This is a genomic window from Micromonospora sp. CA-248212 (genome assembly GCF_050948405.1).
In the GTDB taxonomy this organism is placed as follows: Bacteria; Actinomycetota; Actinomycetes; order Mycobacteriales; family Micromonosporaceae; genus Micromonospora.
Genome location: NZ_CP192023.1, coordinates 2932354 through 2948375 on the forward strand (window position 1 = coordinate 2932354; position 16022 = coordinate 2948375).

General features: G+C 73.7%; 16 protein-coding genes. 5 read left to right on the forward strand and 11 right to left on the reverse strand.

The genetic code is table 11. The features are described 5' to 3' along the window. Positions 1–828, reverse strand: coding sequence for an ABC transporter permease (locus ACQP03_RS14035; protein ID WP_357121190.1), 828 nt, complete (start codon positions 826–828; stop codon positions 1–3). Further along, on the reverse strand, positions 825–1805 hold the full coding sequence (locus ACQP03_RS14040; protein WP_357121194.1) for an ATP-binding cassette domain-containing protein: 981 nt from the start codon (positions 1803–1805) through the stop codon (positions 825–827). Before ACQP03_RS14040 ends, ACQP03_RS14035 begins: the two co-directional genes overlap by 4 nt. 278 nt (positions 1806–2083) lie before the next feature. Between ACQP03_RS14040 and ACQP03_RS14045 the strand changes: the two genes are divergently transcribed. From ACQP03_RS14045 to pdxY, 4 genes are all read left to right on the forward strand, one after another. Further along, on the forward strand, positions 2084–3025 hold the full coding sequence (locus ACQP03_RS14045) for a hypothetical protein (protein WP_357121197.1): 942 nt from the start codon (positions 2084–2086) through the stop codon (positions 3023–3025). 151 nt (positions 3026–3176) lie between these two features. After that, positions 3177–3320 carry a hypothetical protein gene (locus ACQP03_RS14050; protein WP_357121200.1) on the forward strand — a complete coding sequence of 48 codons (144 nt, stop codon included), beginning with the start codon at positions 3177–3179 and terminating at the stop codon, positions 3318–3320. Between the two features lie 124 nt (positions 3321–3444). After that, on the forward strand, positions 3445–4230 hold the full coding sequence (locus ACQP03_RS14055) for a S1 family peptidase (RefSeq protein WP_357121203.1): 786 nt from the start codon (positions 3445–3447) through the stop codon (positions 4228–4230). Between the two features lie 146 nt (positions 4231–4376). After that, the gene (gene pdxY, locus ACQP03_RS14060; protein WP_357121206.1) at positions 4377–5228 is read left to right on the forward strand and encodes a pyridoxal kinase PdxY; all 852 of its coding nucleotides are present in this window, start codon (positions 4377–4379) and stop codon (positions 5226–5228) included. 23 nt (positions 5229–5251) lie between these two features. On the opposite strand, the gene ACQP03_RS14065 is transcribed toward pdxY, so the two are convergent. Continuing rightward, positions 5252–6178: an acetamidase/formamidase family protein gene (locus tag ACQP03_RS14065; protein WP_357121209.1), complete on the reverse strand. Its 927-nt coding sequence runs from the start codon at positions 6176–6178 to the stop codon at positions 5252–5254. Positions 6179–6272: 94 nt separating this feature from the next. After that, positions 6273–7340 carry a hypothetical protein gene (locus tag ACQP03_RS14070; protein ID WP_433460961.1) on the reverse strand — a complete coding sequence of 356 codons (1068 nt, stop codon included), beginning with the start codon at positions 7338–7340 and terminating at the stop codon, positions 6273–6275. 355 nt (positions 7341–7695) lie between these two features. On the opposite strand from ACQP03_RS14070, the gene ACQP03_RS14075 reads away from it, so the two are divergent. Continuing rightward, entirely contained in the window at positions 7696–8439 is a 744-nt protein-coding gene (locus ACQP03_RS14075; RefSeq protein ID WP_357392724.1) for a cellulose binding domain-containing protein, read from the forward strand. A gap of 32 nt (positions 8440–8471) precedes the next feature. Here the strand turns inward: ACQP03_RS14075 and ACQP03_RS14080 are convergent, their stop codons facing one another. The 7 genes from ACQP03_RS14080 to ACQP03_RS14110 all read right to left on the reverse strand — a co-directional run bounded on the left by ACQP03_RS14080 (position 8472) and on the right by ACQP03_RS14110 (position 16018). Beyond that, a complete protein-coding gene (locus tag ACQP03_RS14080) occupies positions 8472–9269 on the reverse strand; it encodes an SAM-dependent methyltransferase (RefSeq protein ID WP_357121219.1) in 798 nt (265 codons plus the stop codon). 108 nt (positions 9270–9377) lie between these two features. After that, positions 9378–9758, reverse strand: coding sequence for a YccF domain-containing protein (locus ACQP03_RS14085; RefSeq protein ID WP_355050086.1), 381 nt, complete (start codon positions 9756–9758; stop codon positions 9378–9380). Between the two features lie 68 nt (positions 9759–9826). Continuing rightward, entirely contained in the window at positions 9827–10528 is a 702-nt protein-coding gene (locus ACQP03_RS14090; protein WP_433460962.1) for a cellulose binding domain-containing protein, read from the reverse strand. A 104-nt stretch (positions 10529–10632) separates the two neighbouring features. Further along, the gene (locus tag ACQP03_RS14095) at positions 10633–11016 is read right to left on the reverse strand and encodes a DUF742 domain-containing protein (RefSeq protein ID WP_433461162.1); all 384 of its coding nucleotides are present in this window, start codon (positions 11014–11016) and stop codon (positions 10633–10635) included. Beyond that, on the reverse strand, positions 10991–11440 hold the full coding sequence (locus ACQP03_RS14100) for a roadblock/LC7 domain-containing protein (RefSeq protein ID WP_357121231.1): 450 nt from the start codon (positions 11438–11440) through the stop codon (positions 10991–10993). Before ACQP03_RS14100 ends, ACQP03_RS14095 begins: the two co-directional genes overlap by 26 nt. After that, complete coding sequence (locus ACQP03_RS14105) at positions 11437–13422, reverse strand: nitrate- and nitrite sensing domain-containing protein (RefSeq protein ID WP_433460963.1); 1986 nt, start codon at positions 13420–13422, stop codon at positions 11437–11439. Before ACQP03_RS14105 ends, ACQP03_RS14100 begins: the two co-directional genes overlap by 4 nt. A gap of 25 nt (positions 13423–13447) precedes the next feature. Beyond that, positions 13448–16018, reverse strand: a complete 2571-nt coding sequence (locus ACQP03_RS14110) for a LuxR C-terminal-related transcriptional regulator (RefSeq protein WP_433460964.1) — start codon at positions 16016–16018, stop codon at positions 13448–13450. Positions 16019–16022: the final 4 nt, after the last annotated feature.

Below are 16022 nucleotides of genomic sequence, written 5' to 3' on the forward strand. Positions count from 1 at the left end.
TCAGACCTTCTTGCGGTAGGCGCGCAACGCCATCGGCATGAACACCGCCACGAAGCCGGCGCACCAGGCGAGGGTCCACCACACGTGCGCGTCGAGCGGGGTGCCGAGGAACAGTCCGCGTACCGAGGCCACCAGGTGGGTCATCGGGTTGACCTTCACGAAGGCCTGCATCCAGCCGGGCAGCGTGTCGGTGCCGACGAACACGTTCGACCCGAAGCTCAGCGGCATGATCAGGGCGAACATCAGTCCCTGCACGGCGCCCGGGGTGCGCACCTTCATCGACACCCAGACCGGCAGCCAGCTCAGGCAGAGCGCGAACAGCACCGCGAGCACGCAGCCGGCGATCGCCCGGAACGGGTCGGTGTCGATCCGGAAACCCATCAGGTAGCCGATCGCGAGGGTCGAGACCGTGACGATCACGTACCGGACGACGTCGCCGAGGACCGCGCCGACAAGCGGTGCGGAGCGGGGGACCGGCAGCGACCGGAACCGGTCGAAGATGCCCTTGGCGATGTCGGTGTTGAGGTTCACGCCGATCGCGATCGCCCCGGTGGCGATGGTCTGCGCCAGGATGCCCGGCAGCAGGAACTGCAGGTAGTCATGGGTGGAGCCGGCGACCGCGCCGCCGAAGATGTAGACGAAGATGACCAGGAACAGCACCGGTTGCAGCGTGACATCGATCAGCGCCTCGGGCGTACGCCAGGTCTTGATCAGGCTGCGTTTGGCGAGCGCCAGCGAGTGCCGCACCAGCCGGAACGGTCGTGGGTTCACCGCTGCCGTCGACGGTGTGGAGTTCGGTGTGGTTGGTGCGCCGACCAGGGTGCTCATGCCGCTACCTCCGTACGCGAAGTGGTGTCGTCCTCGGACGCCGTACGCCCGGTGAGGGTGAAGAACACCTCGTCGAGGCTGGGCAGGTGCAGGGAGAGTTCGGTGACGGCGATGCCGGCGGAGGCCAGGCGCGCGACGCTCTCGGTCAGCGCCGTGTCGTCGGCGACCGGCACGGCGAGGACGCCCCTGCGGATCTCGTCGGCCGGCCCGCCCGAGCCGACCTCGGTCAGGATCGCCGCGGTTCGGCGGAGCTGCGCCGGGTCGGTCGGCCGGACCTCGAGGGTCTGCCCGCCGACGATCCGCTTGAGCCCGTCGGGTGTGTCGTGGGCGATGACCCGGCCGTGGTCGATCACCGTGATCGCGTCGGCGAGCGCGTCGGCCTCCTCCAGGTACTGCGTGGTGAGCAGCACCGTGGAGCCGTTGGTCACCAGCGACCGGACCACGTCCCACATGTCCTCGCGCTTGGCCGGGTCCAGCCCGGTCGTCGGCTCGTCCAGGAAGATCACGTCCGGCGAGCCGACGAGGCTCGCGGCCAGGTCGAGCCGTCGGCGCATACCCCCGGAGTACGTCTTGGCGGGCCGGTTGGCGGCGTCGGTCAGGTCGAACCATTCGAGCAGTTCGGTGGCCCGCCGCCGGGCACCGGCGCGACCGAGGTCCAGCAGCGTGCCGAACAGCTCCAGGTTCTGCCGCCCGGTCAGATCCTCGTCGACCGAGGCGTACTGGCCGGTGAGGCCGATACGCTGCCGGACCCGCCCGGCGTCGCGGACGACGTCGAAGCCGCCGATCCGGGCGCTTCCGGCGTCCGGGGCCAGCAGGGTGGAGAGGATGCGGACGGCCGTGGTCTTGCCGGCGCCGTTGGGGCCGAGCACCCCGAGCACCGTCCCCCGGGGTACGGCGAGGTCCACGCCCTGCAGCGCCCTCGTCTTCCCGAAGGTCTTGACGAGGCCCTCGGCCTCGATCACCAGATCGCTTGTCATGCCGACCAGCGTGCGCGGCGCGCCTGACACGGCCCCGACACGCCGCTGACAGCCCCGCCGACGCGGGCCGACACCGTGCCGACGCGAGGGCGGCCGTCGGCGCGGGCGTCGCGATATGCTGGCGGCGGCAGAGCGCCTGCCCGCGCCCGATGTGGTGGCCCACGCCCGACCACATACCTGGGGCCAAGAGTCGCCGACTCCGCGCGGTCGTGTCGATTCTCGGCGTGCCGGTCACGTCGCCCGCTCCGTGGAGCGCGTGGGGCTGCACCGGAGGCGTCATGTCCGATCACCCGTCCCACCGTTCCCCCGTCGCGGGCCGCGCCCGCAGGCGCGCCATCCGGGAGGAGGCGGCCCGCACCGGCGTCGGCTACTCGGTGGCCGCCCGGCAACTCGACTCGGCCGGTCTGAAGCCCGGCGAAACCCTCGCCAGGTACGGCCGGACGATCTATCCGACCAGCGCGGACCCGTACCGTCAGGCCCTCGTCGACCGCCGCGAACGGCGCTCGTTCGGCGAACGGGTGGCCGACACGCGCCGCGCGGCGACGCTGCCGGAGGGCCGCGCCGCGCACCTCGTCGAACGTTTCCCGCCCAGCCGTGGGCCGGCCGGCTCCGGCGTCGGTCGGCTCTACCACGGCGAAGGTCGGCAGGAGTTGCTCGCCATGCTGTACCTCGTGGTCGCGGCCGAGTCGCCCGGACTGCTCCCGGAGGTGGGGGACGTCGCCTGGATCGCGGAGCTGGGCGAGGACACGGCGGTCGACACCGCCTGCTCCGATGTCGACCGGGAGGCCCGCCGGCTGCTCGACGAGACGCCGACGCGGCTCTGGTCGGCGATCGAGGAGGCGTTGGCCGTCGTCGAGGCTGGCGTGGACGGGCAGCTCCGCCACGCGGCGGTCCGCCAGGCCGCGCTGCTGCGCACGATGATGACGCCGCGCCTCGGCTCCGTGGACGAGCCGTACGTGCCGGGACTGCCGGCCGCCGGCGTGGGACAGATCCTCGACGCGCTGCTCATCGTGGCCGACGACGGGCATGCCCCGGGCACCCGGGTACGACGTGCCGCGGGGGCGGACGACGCGCGACTGGCCACGATCGTCGGGGCGCGATGGGGATCGGCGGGGCCACCGGTGGGCTACCTCGTCTGGCCCGACGGCGCGACGGCTTCCGTTTCCGTTCCGGCCGACGGCCTGGTGGTGCTGGCCGGGCAGGAGTCCGTTCCGCGGTGAGCCGGCCGCCGTCCGGTCACCGCCTCGGAATCCGGGGTTGGTGCGCTCGCCGGCCGCTGCCATAATGGTGGTGGCGCCCGTCGATGTCCGTGGGCCCGGGGGAAGCCCTCCGCAAGGCGCGGATGGTGGGGGTCGAAACCCGGAGGCCGCGATGGACCTTGTCCCCGACGCTACCGCCCTCTCCAGCCTGGTCGACCTGCTCGGCGCGGTGCTGCAACTGGCCGCCGCGGTGGTCAGCCTCATGGCGGTCGTCGCCGCCCGTGGGCGTCGCCGTCGGCGGGACCGCGACGTCTAGCGCGATCCATAACCCTGGAGTACGACCCAGAGGGGATGACCCGGAACATATATTCCCATCAATACGATAGCCGCTATCGATCAGGTGCGCCCACAAGGCGTGCCGTACCGAAGCGGAGGAATGCATGGTTCGCTGGCGTACCCTCACCGGCCTGGTGGCCGCCGCGCTGGCCGCGGCCAGCCTCACCCTCGCGGCACCCGCCGCCGCGGCCGACAACCCCGTCACGCCGAACGTGGTCGGCGGCACCCGCGCCGCCCAGGGCGAGTTCCCGTTCATGGTGCGGCTCTCGATGGGCTGCGGCGGGGCCCTCTACAGCTCCCGGCTGGTGCTCACCGCCGCACACTGCGTGGGCGCGACCGGCACCAACACCAGCATCACCGCGACCCTCGGGGTGGTCGACCTCCAGTCGTCCAGCCGGATCACCGTCCGGTCCAACTACGTCTACCGCGCGCCCGGCTACAACGGCAACGGTAAGGACTGGGCGCTGATCCGGCTGGCCACCCCCGTCACCGGGCTGAGCACGTTGAAGATCGCCACCACGACTGCGTACGACAGCGGCACCTTCACCGTCGCCGGCTGGGGCGCGGCCCGTGAGGGCGGCGCGCAGCAGCGGTACCTGCTCAAGGCGAGCGTGCCGTTCGTCAGCGACTCCACCTGCAACTCCAACTACGGTGGCGACCTCATCCCGGCCGAGGAGATCTGCGCCGGCTACGCCAGCGGCGGCACCGACACCTGCCAGGGCGACTCGGGTGGCCCGATGTTCCGCCGCGACGCCACCAACGCCTGGATCCAGGTCGGCATCGTCAGCTGGGGCAACGGCTGCGCCCGACCCAACTACCCGGGCGTCTACACCCAGGTGAGCTACTTCGCCTCGTCGATCGCCTCGGCCGCGGCGAGCCTCGGCGGCTGACCGCGCGGCACGAGGGGGCGGCCCGGATTTCGGCGGTCCGGGCCGCCCCCAAGTGCCGTGTGGCGTCCGGGCGAACCGCAGTGGGCCAGCCGACAGAATCGGTGGCCCGCGCGTCCCGGGGCGGACGGGGCGGCCAGAATGGGTCCGTGCAGATCCTGTCCATCCAGTCGTCGGTCGCCTACGGCCACGTCGGCAACTCGGCCGCCGTCTTCCCCCTGCAGCGTCTCGGGCACGAGGTGTGGCCGGTGCTGACCGTCCACTTCTCCAACCACACCGGGTACGGCGCGTGGCGCGGCCCGTTGCTGGCGGCCGCCGACGTGGCCGAGGTGATCGCGGGCATCGCCGACCGGGGCGTTCTCGGCAGCGCCGACGCGGTGCTGTCCGGCTACCAGGGCGACCCGGCGATGGGCGCCGTGATCCTCGACGCCGTCGCCCAGGTCAAGGCCGCCAACCCGGCCGCCGTGTACTGCTGCGACCCGGTGATGGGCGACGTCGGCCGGGGGATGTTCGTCCGGCCCGGCATCCCGGAGTACCTGCGCGACACCGTCGTGCCGCGCGCCGACATCATCACGCCGAACCACTTCGAGCTGGACTTCCTCGCCGGCCGTACGACCACCACCCTCGCCCAGGTGCTGGAGGCGGTCGACGTCGTCCGTGCCACCGGGCCGAGGCACGCCCTGGTGACGAGCGTGCTGCACGACGACGTGGCGGCGGGTTCGCTGGAGGTGGTGGCGGTCTCCGACGAGGGGGCCTGGGCGGTCACCACCCCGCTGCTGCCGATCAACCCGAACGGCGGCGGCGACGTCACGGCGGCGCTGTACCTGGCGCACCTGTCGACCACCGGCTCACCGGCCACCGCGCTGGAGCGGACCGTCTCCTCGGTCTTCGCCGTCCTCGAAGCGACCCTCGCGGCGGGCACCCGGGAGATCCAACTGATCGCCGCGCAGGACGCGATCGCCGAGCCGCCGGCCCGGTTCACGGCCCGCCGGTTGCGCTGACCACGACCCGGACCGGCGTCAGCTCAGCGCAGCGCGTCGTCGCGCAGCACGGCGTGCGCGCCGACGGTCTGGTTGACGATCTGGGTCACCCGTACGTCGACGAGGACGCTGGCCAGCGCCACCGCGTCCGGCCGGCTGAGACCGTGCAGCCGTTGCAGCAGGGTCATCATCGCCTCCAGGGCACGGAGCGTCGCCTCGTCGAGGGTCGCTCCCACGCCCAGCGTCAGCCAGGCGTCGGCGGTACGGGCCACCGGGCCGGTGACCGGGAAGTCGTCGCGGACGTCGAAGGTCAGCGTCACCTCGTCCATCGGGCACTCGATCGCCGTGCCGCCCACCTCGCCGTCGCCCTGGGCGGCGTGCCCGTCCCCGACCGAGAACAACGCTCCGTCGACCGTGATCGGCAGCAACAGCGTGGTCCCGGCGGTCAGGTCCTTGCAGTCCAGGTTGCCGCCGCACTCGCGAGGTGGGGTGGTGGAGTGCCGTCCCGGCTCCGCCGGCGGCATGCCGAGCACCCCCATGAAGGGACGCAACGCCACCGTGTGGCCGTGCTGGTTGCGGCCGGTCATCGTCGCCGGGTCCAGCTCCCAGGCGTGTACCACCTGTGTCGACTCGACGTCGTAGCGCTCGTTGAAGGCGCTCGGCCACCCGCCCGCCACCGTCGTACCCCAGGTGCCCGGGACGATCGCGTCGATGCGTACCGCGAGGGTCTGGCCGGCGCGAGCGCCGCGGACCGCGACCGGTCCGACGAGCGCGTGCCCGTCCTCGGGCCGGCGTTGCGGGACCCGGGGGCGGTCCCGGTTCGCGCCGCCGGGGTACGGGCCGGCCGACCACCAGCAGTCCAGGGTGCGGTAGGTGACGGTGTCGCCGGAGTCGATGGTGAGCACCGGCGCGAGGTCGGGGGAGAAGTGGCCGTGCAGGGTCTTGTCGTCCGGTGCGAGGGTGTGTCGCATCTGCGCAGGCTACGTGTCGATCCGGCGTGGCGCGACCGCCGGTGGGCGTGGGTGCGCGGCCGAACGGGTCGGCCGCGCACCTGCGCGGATCGGGTCAGTCGACGGTCGGCGGTGCCGTGCGGGCCGCCTCAGCCAGTGCCTTGGCGGCAGTGGCGTACGGGTTGTAGCTGTAGCTGCGCGCCAACCCGGCCGGGACGGTGAAGTAATCGGCGGACAGCTTCGCCGGGTCACTCGCCAACTCGCCACGGGCGGGTACGTCGTTGCCGTCGTCCCAGCCCCAGGGGGCGTTCGCGGAGTTCGACGAGCAGCTCCAGGTGCCGACGCCGCAGTCGCCGGAGGTGTCGCCGGCGAAGGTGCCCAGGCTGGCGAAGAGATTCGCGTTCGTCCGCTGCGCCCACAGGCCGCCGGCGGCGAAGATGTCGATGAGCTGGTAACGGACGTCCCGGTCGTCGCCGTTCTCCGGCGTCTCGGCCACCGTGGACGGGTAGTAGACCAGGCCGTCGCCGTTGATGGCGTACTGCGGGTACGCCTTCAGTCCGTGGCCCTGCGCCTCCTGGGCGGTGACCGGGTGGGTGAAGGAGTCGTGCGGCGAGGACTGGAACTGCAGGGTGCCGTCGACGCTCTCCCGGCCGCTGGTCCAGCTGCTGCCGGCCGGGGTGTACGAGTAGAAGTCGCTGTGCGCGACGGTGACCGCCCCGCGCAGGACGCCGTACGTGGAGCCGTCCCGCTCGATCGCGAAGAGGACGCCCTCGCCGTCGTTCTCGTGCTCGGTCTCGAAGAACGGGTGGTCGGTCCAGTCCCGGGGGTGGAAGAACAGGTACGTGATGTACCAGTGCGTGCTCGTCTCCACGACGGAGTAGTACACGTGCGCGGCGAGCGACGTGCCGGACGCCCCGGTGCGGTCCCAGTTGTTGCGCCCGTTCAGGTCGCCGTCGAAGTCCACGGCGGTGACGTAGTCACTCCGGCCGCCCAGGGCGTGGGTGCCGGTGGCGTCGACGTCCTGGTAGTGGATGGGCGCCCAGCGCAGGGCCAGGTCGGCCCGGCTGGGAGCGGCGGCTGCGGGTGACGGCGTCGTGAGGGGGGCCAGCGTCAGCGCCGCCACGGTGGCCGCCGCCGTCAGTGCCCTCGTCACCCGCCGGTTCGTGTTGTTCCTGTCGCGCATGGTGTGTGCTCCCGCGTCGAAGTGACATACCGCTATGGATGATCGTCGATCCGGGGGCCCGGCGCGTGTCCTCGCGGCGACGGGCAGGCGGCGGGCGTCCGACGGGCTCGCGACACCCCGCTTGTATCGACAACCGTCGAATGCGATGCTGTGGTTCGGCCGCGCTCGGGAGCCGGCGTGGTCGATCTCTGCTCCGGAGTCGGGGACGCGCGAGGTGGCCCCACCACCCGCGCGCGGGCAGTCCCCGTCAGCGGCCGCATGCCGATCGCCGTCGGGCGGCCGCCGCGCAGGTCCGGACCCGTACGGTCGGCTGCCCATCCGTGGCCGCGACGGCGACGGCTTCTCGGAGGTACGGATGCGTCGCATCTTCCTGGCTCTCACGACCATCGCCCTGACCACCGCCACGACCGGCTGGGCCGCGACCACCGGCGTCGCCCAGGCGGCGCCGACACCCACGGCGTCGGTCACGGCGGCGCCGACGCCCACCCCGGTCTGCCCACCGGCACTGCCCATCGGTGGTCGGGTGTCCGCGGCCACCACCACCAGCCTGACCGTCGTCTACTTCATCGCGCTCAGCCCGCCGTGCGGCTACCGGCCGCCGATCACCGTCGGACTCTTCGCCAGCCGCGACGACGCCTACGCGTGGCGGAACCCGGTGGCCGAGTTGGTCTCCGCCGAGCGCGACGGCACCGTCACCTTCGACCGGCTGACCCCCGACACCGAGTACTGGTTCGGGTTCCGCGACTCCGAGGGCCGGTGGGAGCCCTACTACGGGGGGAGCGGCCGGACCGCCGCGCTGACGTCCTGCCGGGCGACCGCCACCATCGACTCGCGCTGGGGCACCGGATTCGTCGCCACCGTGACGGTCCGCAACGTCGGCACGCAGCCGTTGGACCAGTGGCGCGTCTCCTGGCGCTGGGCCGGCGACGAGCGGATCCAGGCGGTGTGGGGCGGTGTCGTCGACCCGGCCGGCGCTGATGTGGTGGTGCGCAACGCACCGTACAACGGAACGCTGGCGCCGGACGGGTCGACGACGTTCGGTCTGCTCGCGACCGCCAGCGCGCCGCCGGCCGGGCTGACGCTGACCTGCGCGCGCTGATCCGGGCGACGTACCGGGGGGTCGGCGTCGCGTCAGGGCTTGCGGGCCACCGCGCCGTAGGCGTCGATCCCCCGGGCGTCGGCCTCGTCCGGACGCCACAGCGGGATCGGCACGAGACCGGGCTCCACCAGCGTCAACCCGGCGAAGCAGCCGGCGAGATCCGCCGGGCTGCGCAGGATGTACGGGACACCGCCGTTCTCGGCCAGCCGCTGCGCCCCGGAGACCACCTGCGGGCTGGTGTTGGTGCCGTCCCAGAGCACCAGGTGGCTGCCGGACGCCGTCGCGTCCATCGTCCGCCCGACGATCGAGCGCACCACCTCCAGGTCCGGCTCGTACCCCAGCACGCCCATGAACATGACGGCGATCGGCTGGTCGAAGTCGAGCGTCCGCGCCGCCTCGGCGAGGATGGCCTCCGGGTCGTGGTAGTCGGCCGGCACGTACGTCGTGACACCCTGGACGGTCGTGCTGGCCAGCAGCGCGCGGGCGTGCACGAGGACCATCGGGTCGTTGTCGACGTAGACGACCCGCGCGTCCGGCGTGATGCCCTGGGCGACCGCGTGGGTGTTCTGCATGGTCGGCAGGCCGGTGCCGATGTCCAGGAACTGCCGGATGCCGGCCTCGGCGGCCAGGTACCGGACCGCCCGGACCAGGAAGCGGCGGGACTGCTGCGCCATCAGGACGATCTCCGGGTAGACCTCGGCGACCGCGTCACCGGCCGCCCGGTCGGACTGGAAGTTGTCCTTGCCGCCCATCCAGTAGTTCCAGATCCGTGCCGCGTGCGGCACGTCGGGCTGAAGCGTCGCGGTGAGTTCGGCGTCCGGGCCGGCCATGCCAGGCTCCTATCGAGGGGTCCGTCGGGGTGAACCGGATTGTCCACTATCGACGGCGTCGGCCCCGACCGGGTCGCCCGCCTCGGAAACGGGCGACCCGTCGACGTGTCACGGCGCTTCGACAACCTCCCGGCCCAGCGGCCAGAAGGCGGCCGGGACGAGCTTGAAGTTGGCGATGCCGAAGGGGATCCCGATGATCGTCACGCAGAGCGCGATGCCGGCGAGGATGTGGGACAGGGCCAGCCACCAACCGGCCAGCACCACCCAGAGCACGTTCGCCAGCCCGGAGCCGACGCCCGCGCCCGGTTTGGGCACCAGCGTGCGGCCGAAGGGCCACAGCGAGTAGACGGCGAGGCGCAGCGCGGCGACGCCGAACGGAATGGTGACGACCAGCAGGAAGCAGATCAGCGCGGCGAAGCCGTAGCCGATCGCCAGCACGAGGCCACCGCCGAAGATGAGCCACAGGACGTTCAGGACGAAGCGAATCACCCCTTCAGCATGAGCGATGCTCGCCACCGCGTCCGGGCCGCCGTCGGGACCGACTCGGCGGCCGGGGCTCAGCTCGACAGGCCGCCGCAGGCGACCCCGTCGATCGTGCACGCCGTCGGCGTCGCGCCGACCACCGCGCCGTTGACCCGGAAGGTCACCCGCGTCGAGGCGCCGCCCGGCACCTGCCCCACGCTGCCGTCCGGCACGAACGTCCACACCGCGCCGTCCTGGGTGGCCCGCGCGCCCTCGACCGCGCTGACCCGCAGCGACTCCCGGGGCAGCGTGATGGTCAGCGTCCACCGCGTCGCCGGCACCGGCCCCGGATTGCTGATCGTCACGGTCGCGCCGTAGCTGAGCAGCGCGTTGTCCTCGACGACGAAGTCGGCGGCGAGGGCGGCCGGGGTCGGGGAGGCCGACGAGGGGGTCACGGCCGGCGCGCTGGACGGCGGCTCGACGGGTGGCGGCGCGGCGCTGGCCGAGGGCGACCCCACGGTGGTCGGGCTGGTGGCGGCCGGCTGTGCCTGCCCCCGGGGCGTACCGGGGGCAGGCGTGCCCAACTGGTCCACCGACGGGGGCGCGTCCAGGGTCACCGGCGCGAGCCGCTCCGGGGTACGCACCACACTGACGATCGAGACCACCGTCGCCACCACCACCCCGAGCGCCGCGAATACGGCGACCCAGGTGGCCCGCGACACGTCGGCCCGGCCGGTGACCACCCGCCGTACGGCTGCGGCAGCGGCCACGATCCGGTCCAGCAGAATGATCGCCACAGTACGCCGTGGCTGCGGCGGTGTTGCCGGCACTGCCTGTCTCCCCTTCACTTCGTCGCCGGACGCCCGCCCGCGACCGCTCGGTCGCGGTGGCACCCGAGCGGTCACAGGGCGCGCAGCCCGACGAGTATCGACTCGAGCAGCTCCTGCGACGGCAGCTCCGACAGCGACGGCGGTTCGTGCGTCTCAACCAACCCCGCCCCCAGCAGGTCACCGAGGAGGACCCGAACGGTGCCGAGGGGCAGATCCAGCTCGGCGCTGACCTCAGCCACCGACACTGGATGGTGACACAGCTCGACGATCCGCGCCTGTTCGGGGAAGAGCGACGTGGGCGACGTCGCCGACCGCCGCGCGACGACCAGCGAGATCAGGTCGAACCGGCCGCGCTCGGACGTCGTACGCCCACCGGTCATCGTGTACGGACGGGCGACCGGGCCGGCGTCGTCGTCGTACCACGCCTCGTCAGCTGAGCCGGCGCTGGGCACCAGAATCTCCGCTCCTCGCCGCGGCGGCGGTCTCCAGGCGGATCGGCAGGTGCCGTTCGGCCTGCCCGACGAAGAGCGCGACCTCGTACGCCATGTCGCCCACCTCGACCTCGTCGCCGGAGATCCGCACGGTCAGGATGGTCCCGTTCGAGATGGTGGCGACGAAGAGGAACGCCCGCGACATCTGCACCACGATCTGGCGCAGCCCGCCCGCGTCACACGTCCGGGTGGCGGCCAGTCCCAGCGCCAACAGGCCGGCAACGATCCCGGAGATCTCTTCGGCCAGCTTCGCCTGCACCTGCCGGGAACCGCCGAGCGGGAGCCCGTCCGGGGAGAGCACCACGGCGAACTCCGCACCGCGTACCCGGTCCACCAGGCGGTCCAGCGCGCCGGTCAGGCTGTCCTCGGTGACCACTGCGTGCGTCATCGATGTCTCCTCGTTGTTCTCGTGATCGGCAGCTCGACGGTCTCGGGGCCGGCGTTGCCGGGGCCGGGCACGGGCGCCCCGGATTGGCGGATCCGCATCGGCAGCCCGTCGGCGCTGCCCGTCGGCCTCGCGTCCGGCACCTCGACCGCTCCGGGCAGCGGCCGGTACGCGGGCCCCGGCGACGTCGCGTCCGGGCCGCCGGTCACGGTGACCAGCTCGGCCGGCAGGTGCACGATGGCAGCCGTCCCGCCGCGTCGGCTGGGCCGCAGGACGACCCGGGCACCGCACCGGGCGGCCAGCAGGGCGACCGCGTACAACCCTCCGGCGTCGCTCGGCGGGTCGTTCGGCGGGCTGGCGAGCAGACGGTTCGCCTCGTCGAGCGCGGCGGCGTCGAGGCCGGGACCGTCGTCGACCACCACGATCGCGCAGCCGTGTGGCCGGTGCTCGCCGGTGACCCGGACCGTGGTGTCGGTCGTCGAGAAGGTCAGAGCGTTCTCGATCAGCTCGGCCAGCAGGTGCACGACGTCCGTGACGGCGGGCCCGGCGAGCGACCACGGCCAGTGCGGCGCCACCAGGACCCGGTGGTACTCCGGCACCTCGGCGACCGCGCCGCGCGTCACGTCGAGCAGGGGGACCGGGCGTCGCCAGCGGCGCGCGGGCCGCGCCCCGGCGAGGGTGATCACCTTTTCCACGTTGCGGCGGATACGGGTGGTGAGATGGTCGAGCTGGAACAGCTCGTCGGCCTCCGCGGCGTCCTGCTCCCGCCGCTGCATCGCGTCGAGCAGGTCGAGCTGGTCGCGCAGCAGAACCTGGTTGCGCCGGGTGATCCCCAGCAACAGGTCGGCCGCGTGACGTTCCCGCGCCGGCCCGCCACCCTGCTGATCGCCGCCGTTCTCGGCAACGGGCGGCACGGGAGGCAGCCGGTCGACGGGTGCGGTCGGCGGTTCCGACCGAGGCTCGTCGGCGCCCGGCGGCGTCTCGTGCTCGGGCCCGCGGCGTACGGCCCTGGCCCAGCCCAACAGCACCGCGATTACGGCGATCAGCCCGAGACCCACCACCACGCCGGTCCGCCCCACGATCACCGCGGCGCCGGGTGTGGCCCGTTCGACGCTCGCGCGGGCGGTCGTCGTCACCAGCTCGTGCAGCGCGCCGAGGGCGGCGTCCGCCGCCGCGCGCCACTTCTGCGCGCTGACCCCACGCAGCGCGTCGACCCGGTCCGTGCGCAGCAGCGTGTCCTCCACGGCGAGCAGGCCCGCGAACTCGGGTCCCGCCACGAGTCGCTGGTACGCGCCCTGGCCGTCGCCCGGCAGGCCGGCCGTCGCCTCGGCCCGGGCGTACCGCTGGACGGCCACCAGCTCGACCAGCCGGCGGCGCTCCTCGACGCCCAGTCGACCGCTCAGGACGGCCGCCGTGACCAGGGTGTCCTCCCGGGCCAGCAGCTCACGGGCACGGGCCAGCGCGATCACCGCGCGGGTGTCGACCGCCAGCCTGCTCTCGTGCGCGCCCCACTCCGGTCCGTACACGTCGAAGGCGGCATCGACGAGCTGGTCGTACCCGTCGACCGCGCCCGCCTGGTCGAGCTGCCCGTCGTCCACCCGGGACCGGATCGCCCCCAGCCCGTTCAGCCTCCGGACCAGGGTCTCGGCCCGGTCGCGGACCGCCCCCGCGCTGAGCAGGCGCAGGTCGTGTCCGTCTCCGAACGCCCGGACCTGCGCCGCTGCCACGTCGGTCGCCGCCCGCGCCCCGGCCAGCGTGGCCCCTGCGGGCGCGGCGTCGGCCAGCGTCTCGGCGGTCGCCCGGCGCTCGGTCTGCAGGCTCAGGACCAGCCGGTCGATGGGCTGGCCCAGGGTGTCGGCCAGGGCCCGCACCCGCAGCAGGTCGAGGGCGTCCTGGCCGGTCAGACAGGCTGCGTACGACCACAACGCGAGCAGCACCGCCGCCGTCGCGACGAGCCGGACCCCAGGTCGTCGTGCGCGCGTCACGTGGCGCTCCGCCGGGTGCGCCGGCTCATCGGGCCGACCGCTGCGGCCACGGCTGCCCGGCGGCGTCGCTGGCCCGGTCGGCGACCATGGTCCGCAGCAACGCCAGCAGCTCCGCCCGATTGGCGCAGTGCAGCCGGTTGCGCATGCGCGCCACGTGGTGCTCCACGGTCTTGGCCGAGATGAAGAGCCGGTCACCGATCTCCCGGTAGGTCAGCCCGGCGAGCACCAGCTCGGCCACCTCGTACTCGCGGTCGCTCAGCCCCTGCTGGGTGGGGCCGGCCGCGGTGGCGGCCGGCGTGGCGGTCGCGCCGTCGCTCGGGCGCTGCCCACCGGTCGCGCCGGCCGGCCGACCCTGGAGCACCCGGGCGCACTCGAGCAGGGTGGTCATCGCCCGTCGGTCCGCGGTGCGGATCGCGGCCTGACCGGCGAGGCGGGCGCCGTCCCAACACAGTCCGGTGTCGTGCAGGCCCCGGGCGGCGGCCTCGACCCGTACCGGGTCGACCACACCCCGTAGCACCTCGACCCAGCTCTCGGCGGCCGCGGCGACCACACCGGCGTAGCGGCTGTGCTCGGCGGCGGCGAGCAGGGCGGCGACGTGGTCGTCGGCGGCCGTCGGCTCGCCGGTCAGGATGGCGGCGTGCAGGCCGCTCCAGTGCAGCGGGACGCTCCACAGCGTCGGTGTGTCGAGTCGGTCGAGCAGGGTGGCGCCCTCCCGCAGGTAGGGCGCCAACCGGGCCACGTCACCGAGCCGCGCGCCCGCGATGGCCAGTTCGCCCAGCGGCAGCAGCGTGAACAGGTCGACCCCGTGGCGGACCACCGCCTCCAGCGCCTGGCCCCACCCCCGCTTGAGCGCGCCGAGGTCGCTGGTGCGCCGGGCGATGCCCATCCGCAGCGCGGCGGCGAAGAGCAGGTCGCGGGATTCCAACGGGCGTTCGTCGGCGGTGACCGTGGCGAGGCGCTCGGCGGCCGCGAGCGTCTGACCTCGAACCATCAGGATCCAGGCCTGCAACAGCCGATGCCGGCGGGCCATCAGCGGGCCGCCGACACCGCCGGCCTCCGCGCGGTGCAGGACCCGCTCGGCGATGTCCAGCTCGCCACAGTGCACGGCGGTCAGCGCGGCCAGCGCCGCCGGACTGTCCGGCAGGAGGGCCGCCCGACCGTCCGGTTCCAGCAGGGCGGCGGACTGCACGAGCGCGGAGAGCGCCGCGCTCGGCGTGCCGGTGACGCCCTCGCGTACTCCGTCGGCCATCAGCCGGGCGGCGCTGGCGTGCAGGGTGGGCGGTGCGCCGGCGGGCTCGTCCACGCGCGGCCCGTCGGCGGTCAGGTCGCCGATGGCGAACCCGCCCACGGCGGCGAACGCCACCGACGAGGCGGTGCCCGACCACCGGTACAGCTCGACGCTGCGGCCGGCGTGGCCCCGGTGCGCCAGCGCGGTCGCCGCCACCGCGGCCGCCTCGGCGCGGACCGCCGGGTCGGCGGTGGTCAGCAACCGGTCCGCCAGGCGCAGCGCGTCGTCGAGGTCACCGGCGAGCGCGGCCGCGAGAGCCTGGCGGGCGCCGGTCGGGTGCCCGGCCGCGGTGGCGGCGGCGAACAGCTCGGCGGCGAAGGCCGGCTGGTCGGCAAGCGCCTCCTGGGCCGCCGCGGCGAGCGTCGGGGCCGGACAGTCGCCGAGGACGCCCACCGCGAGCAGCGAGCGGACCAGCGGTAGCACCGGACCACCCCGGGCGAGCTGCAACTCGGTGAGGCGACGCCAGACGGCGCTGCGCTCGGTGGCCGGGCTGAGCGTGGTGACGGCCCGGCGGACCAGCGGGGTGAGCCGGCCGTCCGCGCCGATCAGCCCGGCCGCCCGGGTCGTGGCGATCAGCTCGTCCACCGCCTCCGGCTCCTGATCCAGGAGCGGGCCGAGCATGGCCACCGGCAGCGGTACGCCGGCCGCGACCGCGAGCAACAGTCGTCGTACGGGGGCGGGCTGGATCTCCAGCTCCGGCGCGAACTCGAGGACGACGGGTCGGGGTGGCTCGGTCGGGACGGTGGTCAGGCTCGGTGCCGCGCGCAGGCCGCGGGTGAGCCGCTCGACGTCGCGGGGGACGCCACCGGTCTGCGCGTGTACGAAGTCGACAAGCTCGGCGCGCTGGGTCAACTCGGGGACGGCGGCGACGCAGGCCCCGGTCTGCTCCCGGGTGAACGGCCCGAGCAGCACGGCCTGCCCGTCGCGGCGCAGCGTGTCGACCAGCTCGGTGAGGGCTGCCGACCGGGGCCAGGGGCGGTGGGCGACGACCAGCCGGTGCCGGCGGGTGGCGACCAGGCGCAGCAGCACGCCGATCCGTTCGTCGTCGAGCAGGTGCGCGTCGTCGACCAGGATCAGGTCGTCCGGGTCGACGGGCTCGCCGGGCCCGGGAACACCCGTGCGCACGGTGACGCCGGCCCGTTGCTGGATGTTCGTCAGCTCGGCGAGCAGGGCGGTCTTGCCGTGCCCGGCGGGGCCGGCCAGGCCGACGGTGAGCGGCGCGACCGGATCGTCGGCGACCCGGTCCAACAGGGCCCTGGACGCCCGGCCCAGCACCAGTCGGGAGTCGACGAGGTTATTCATGATCATTGTG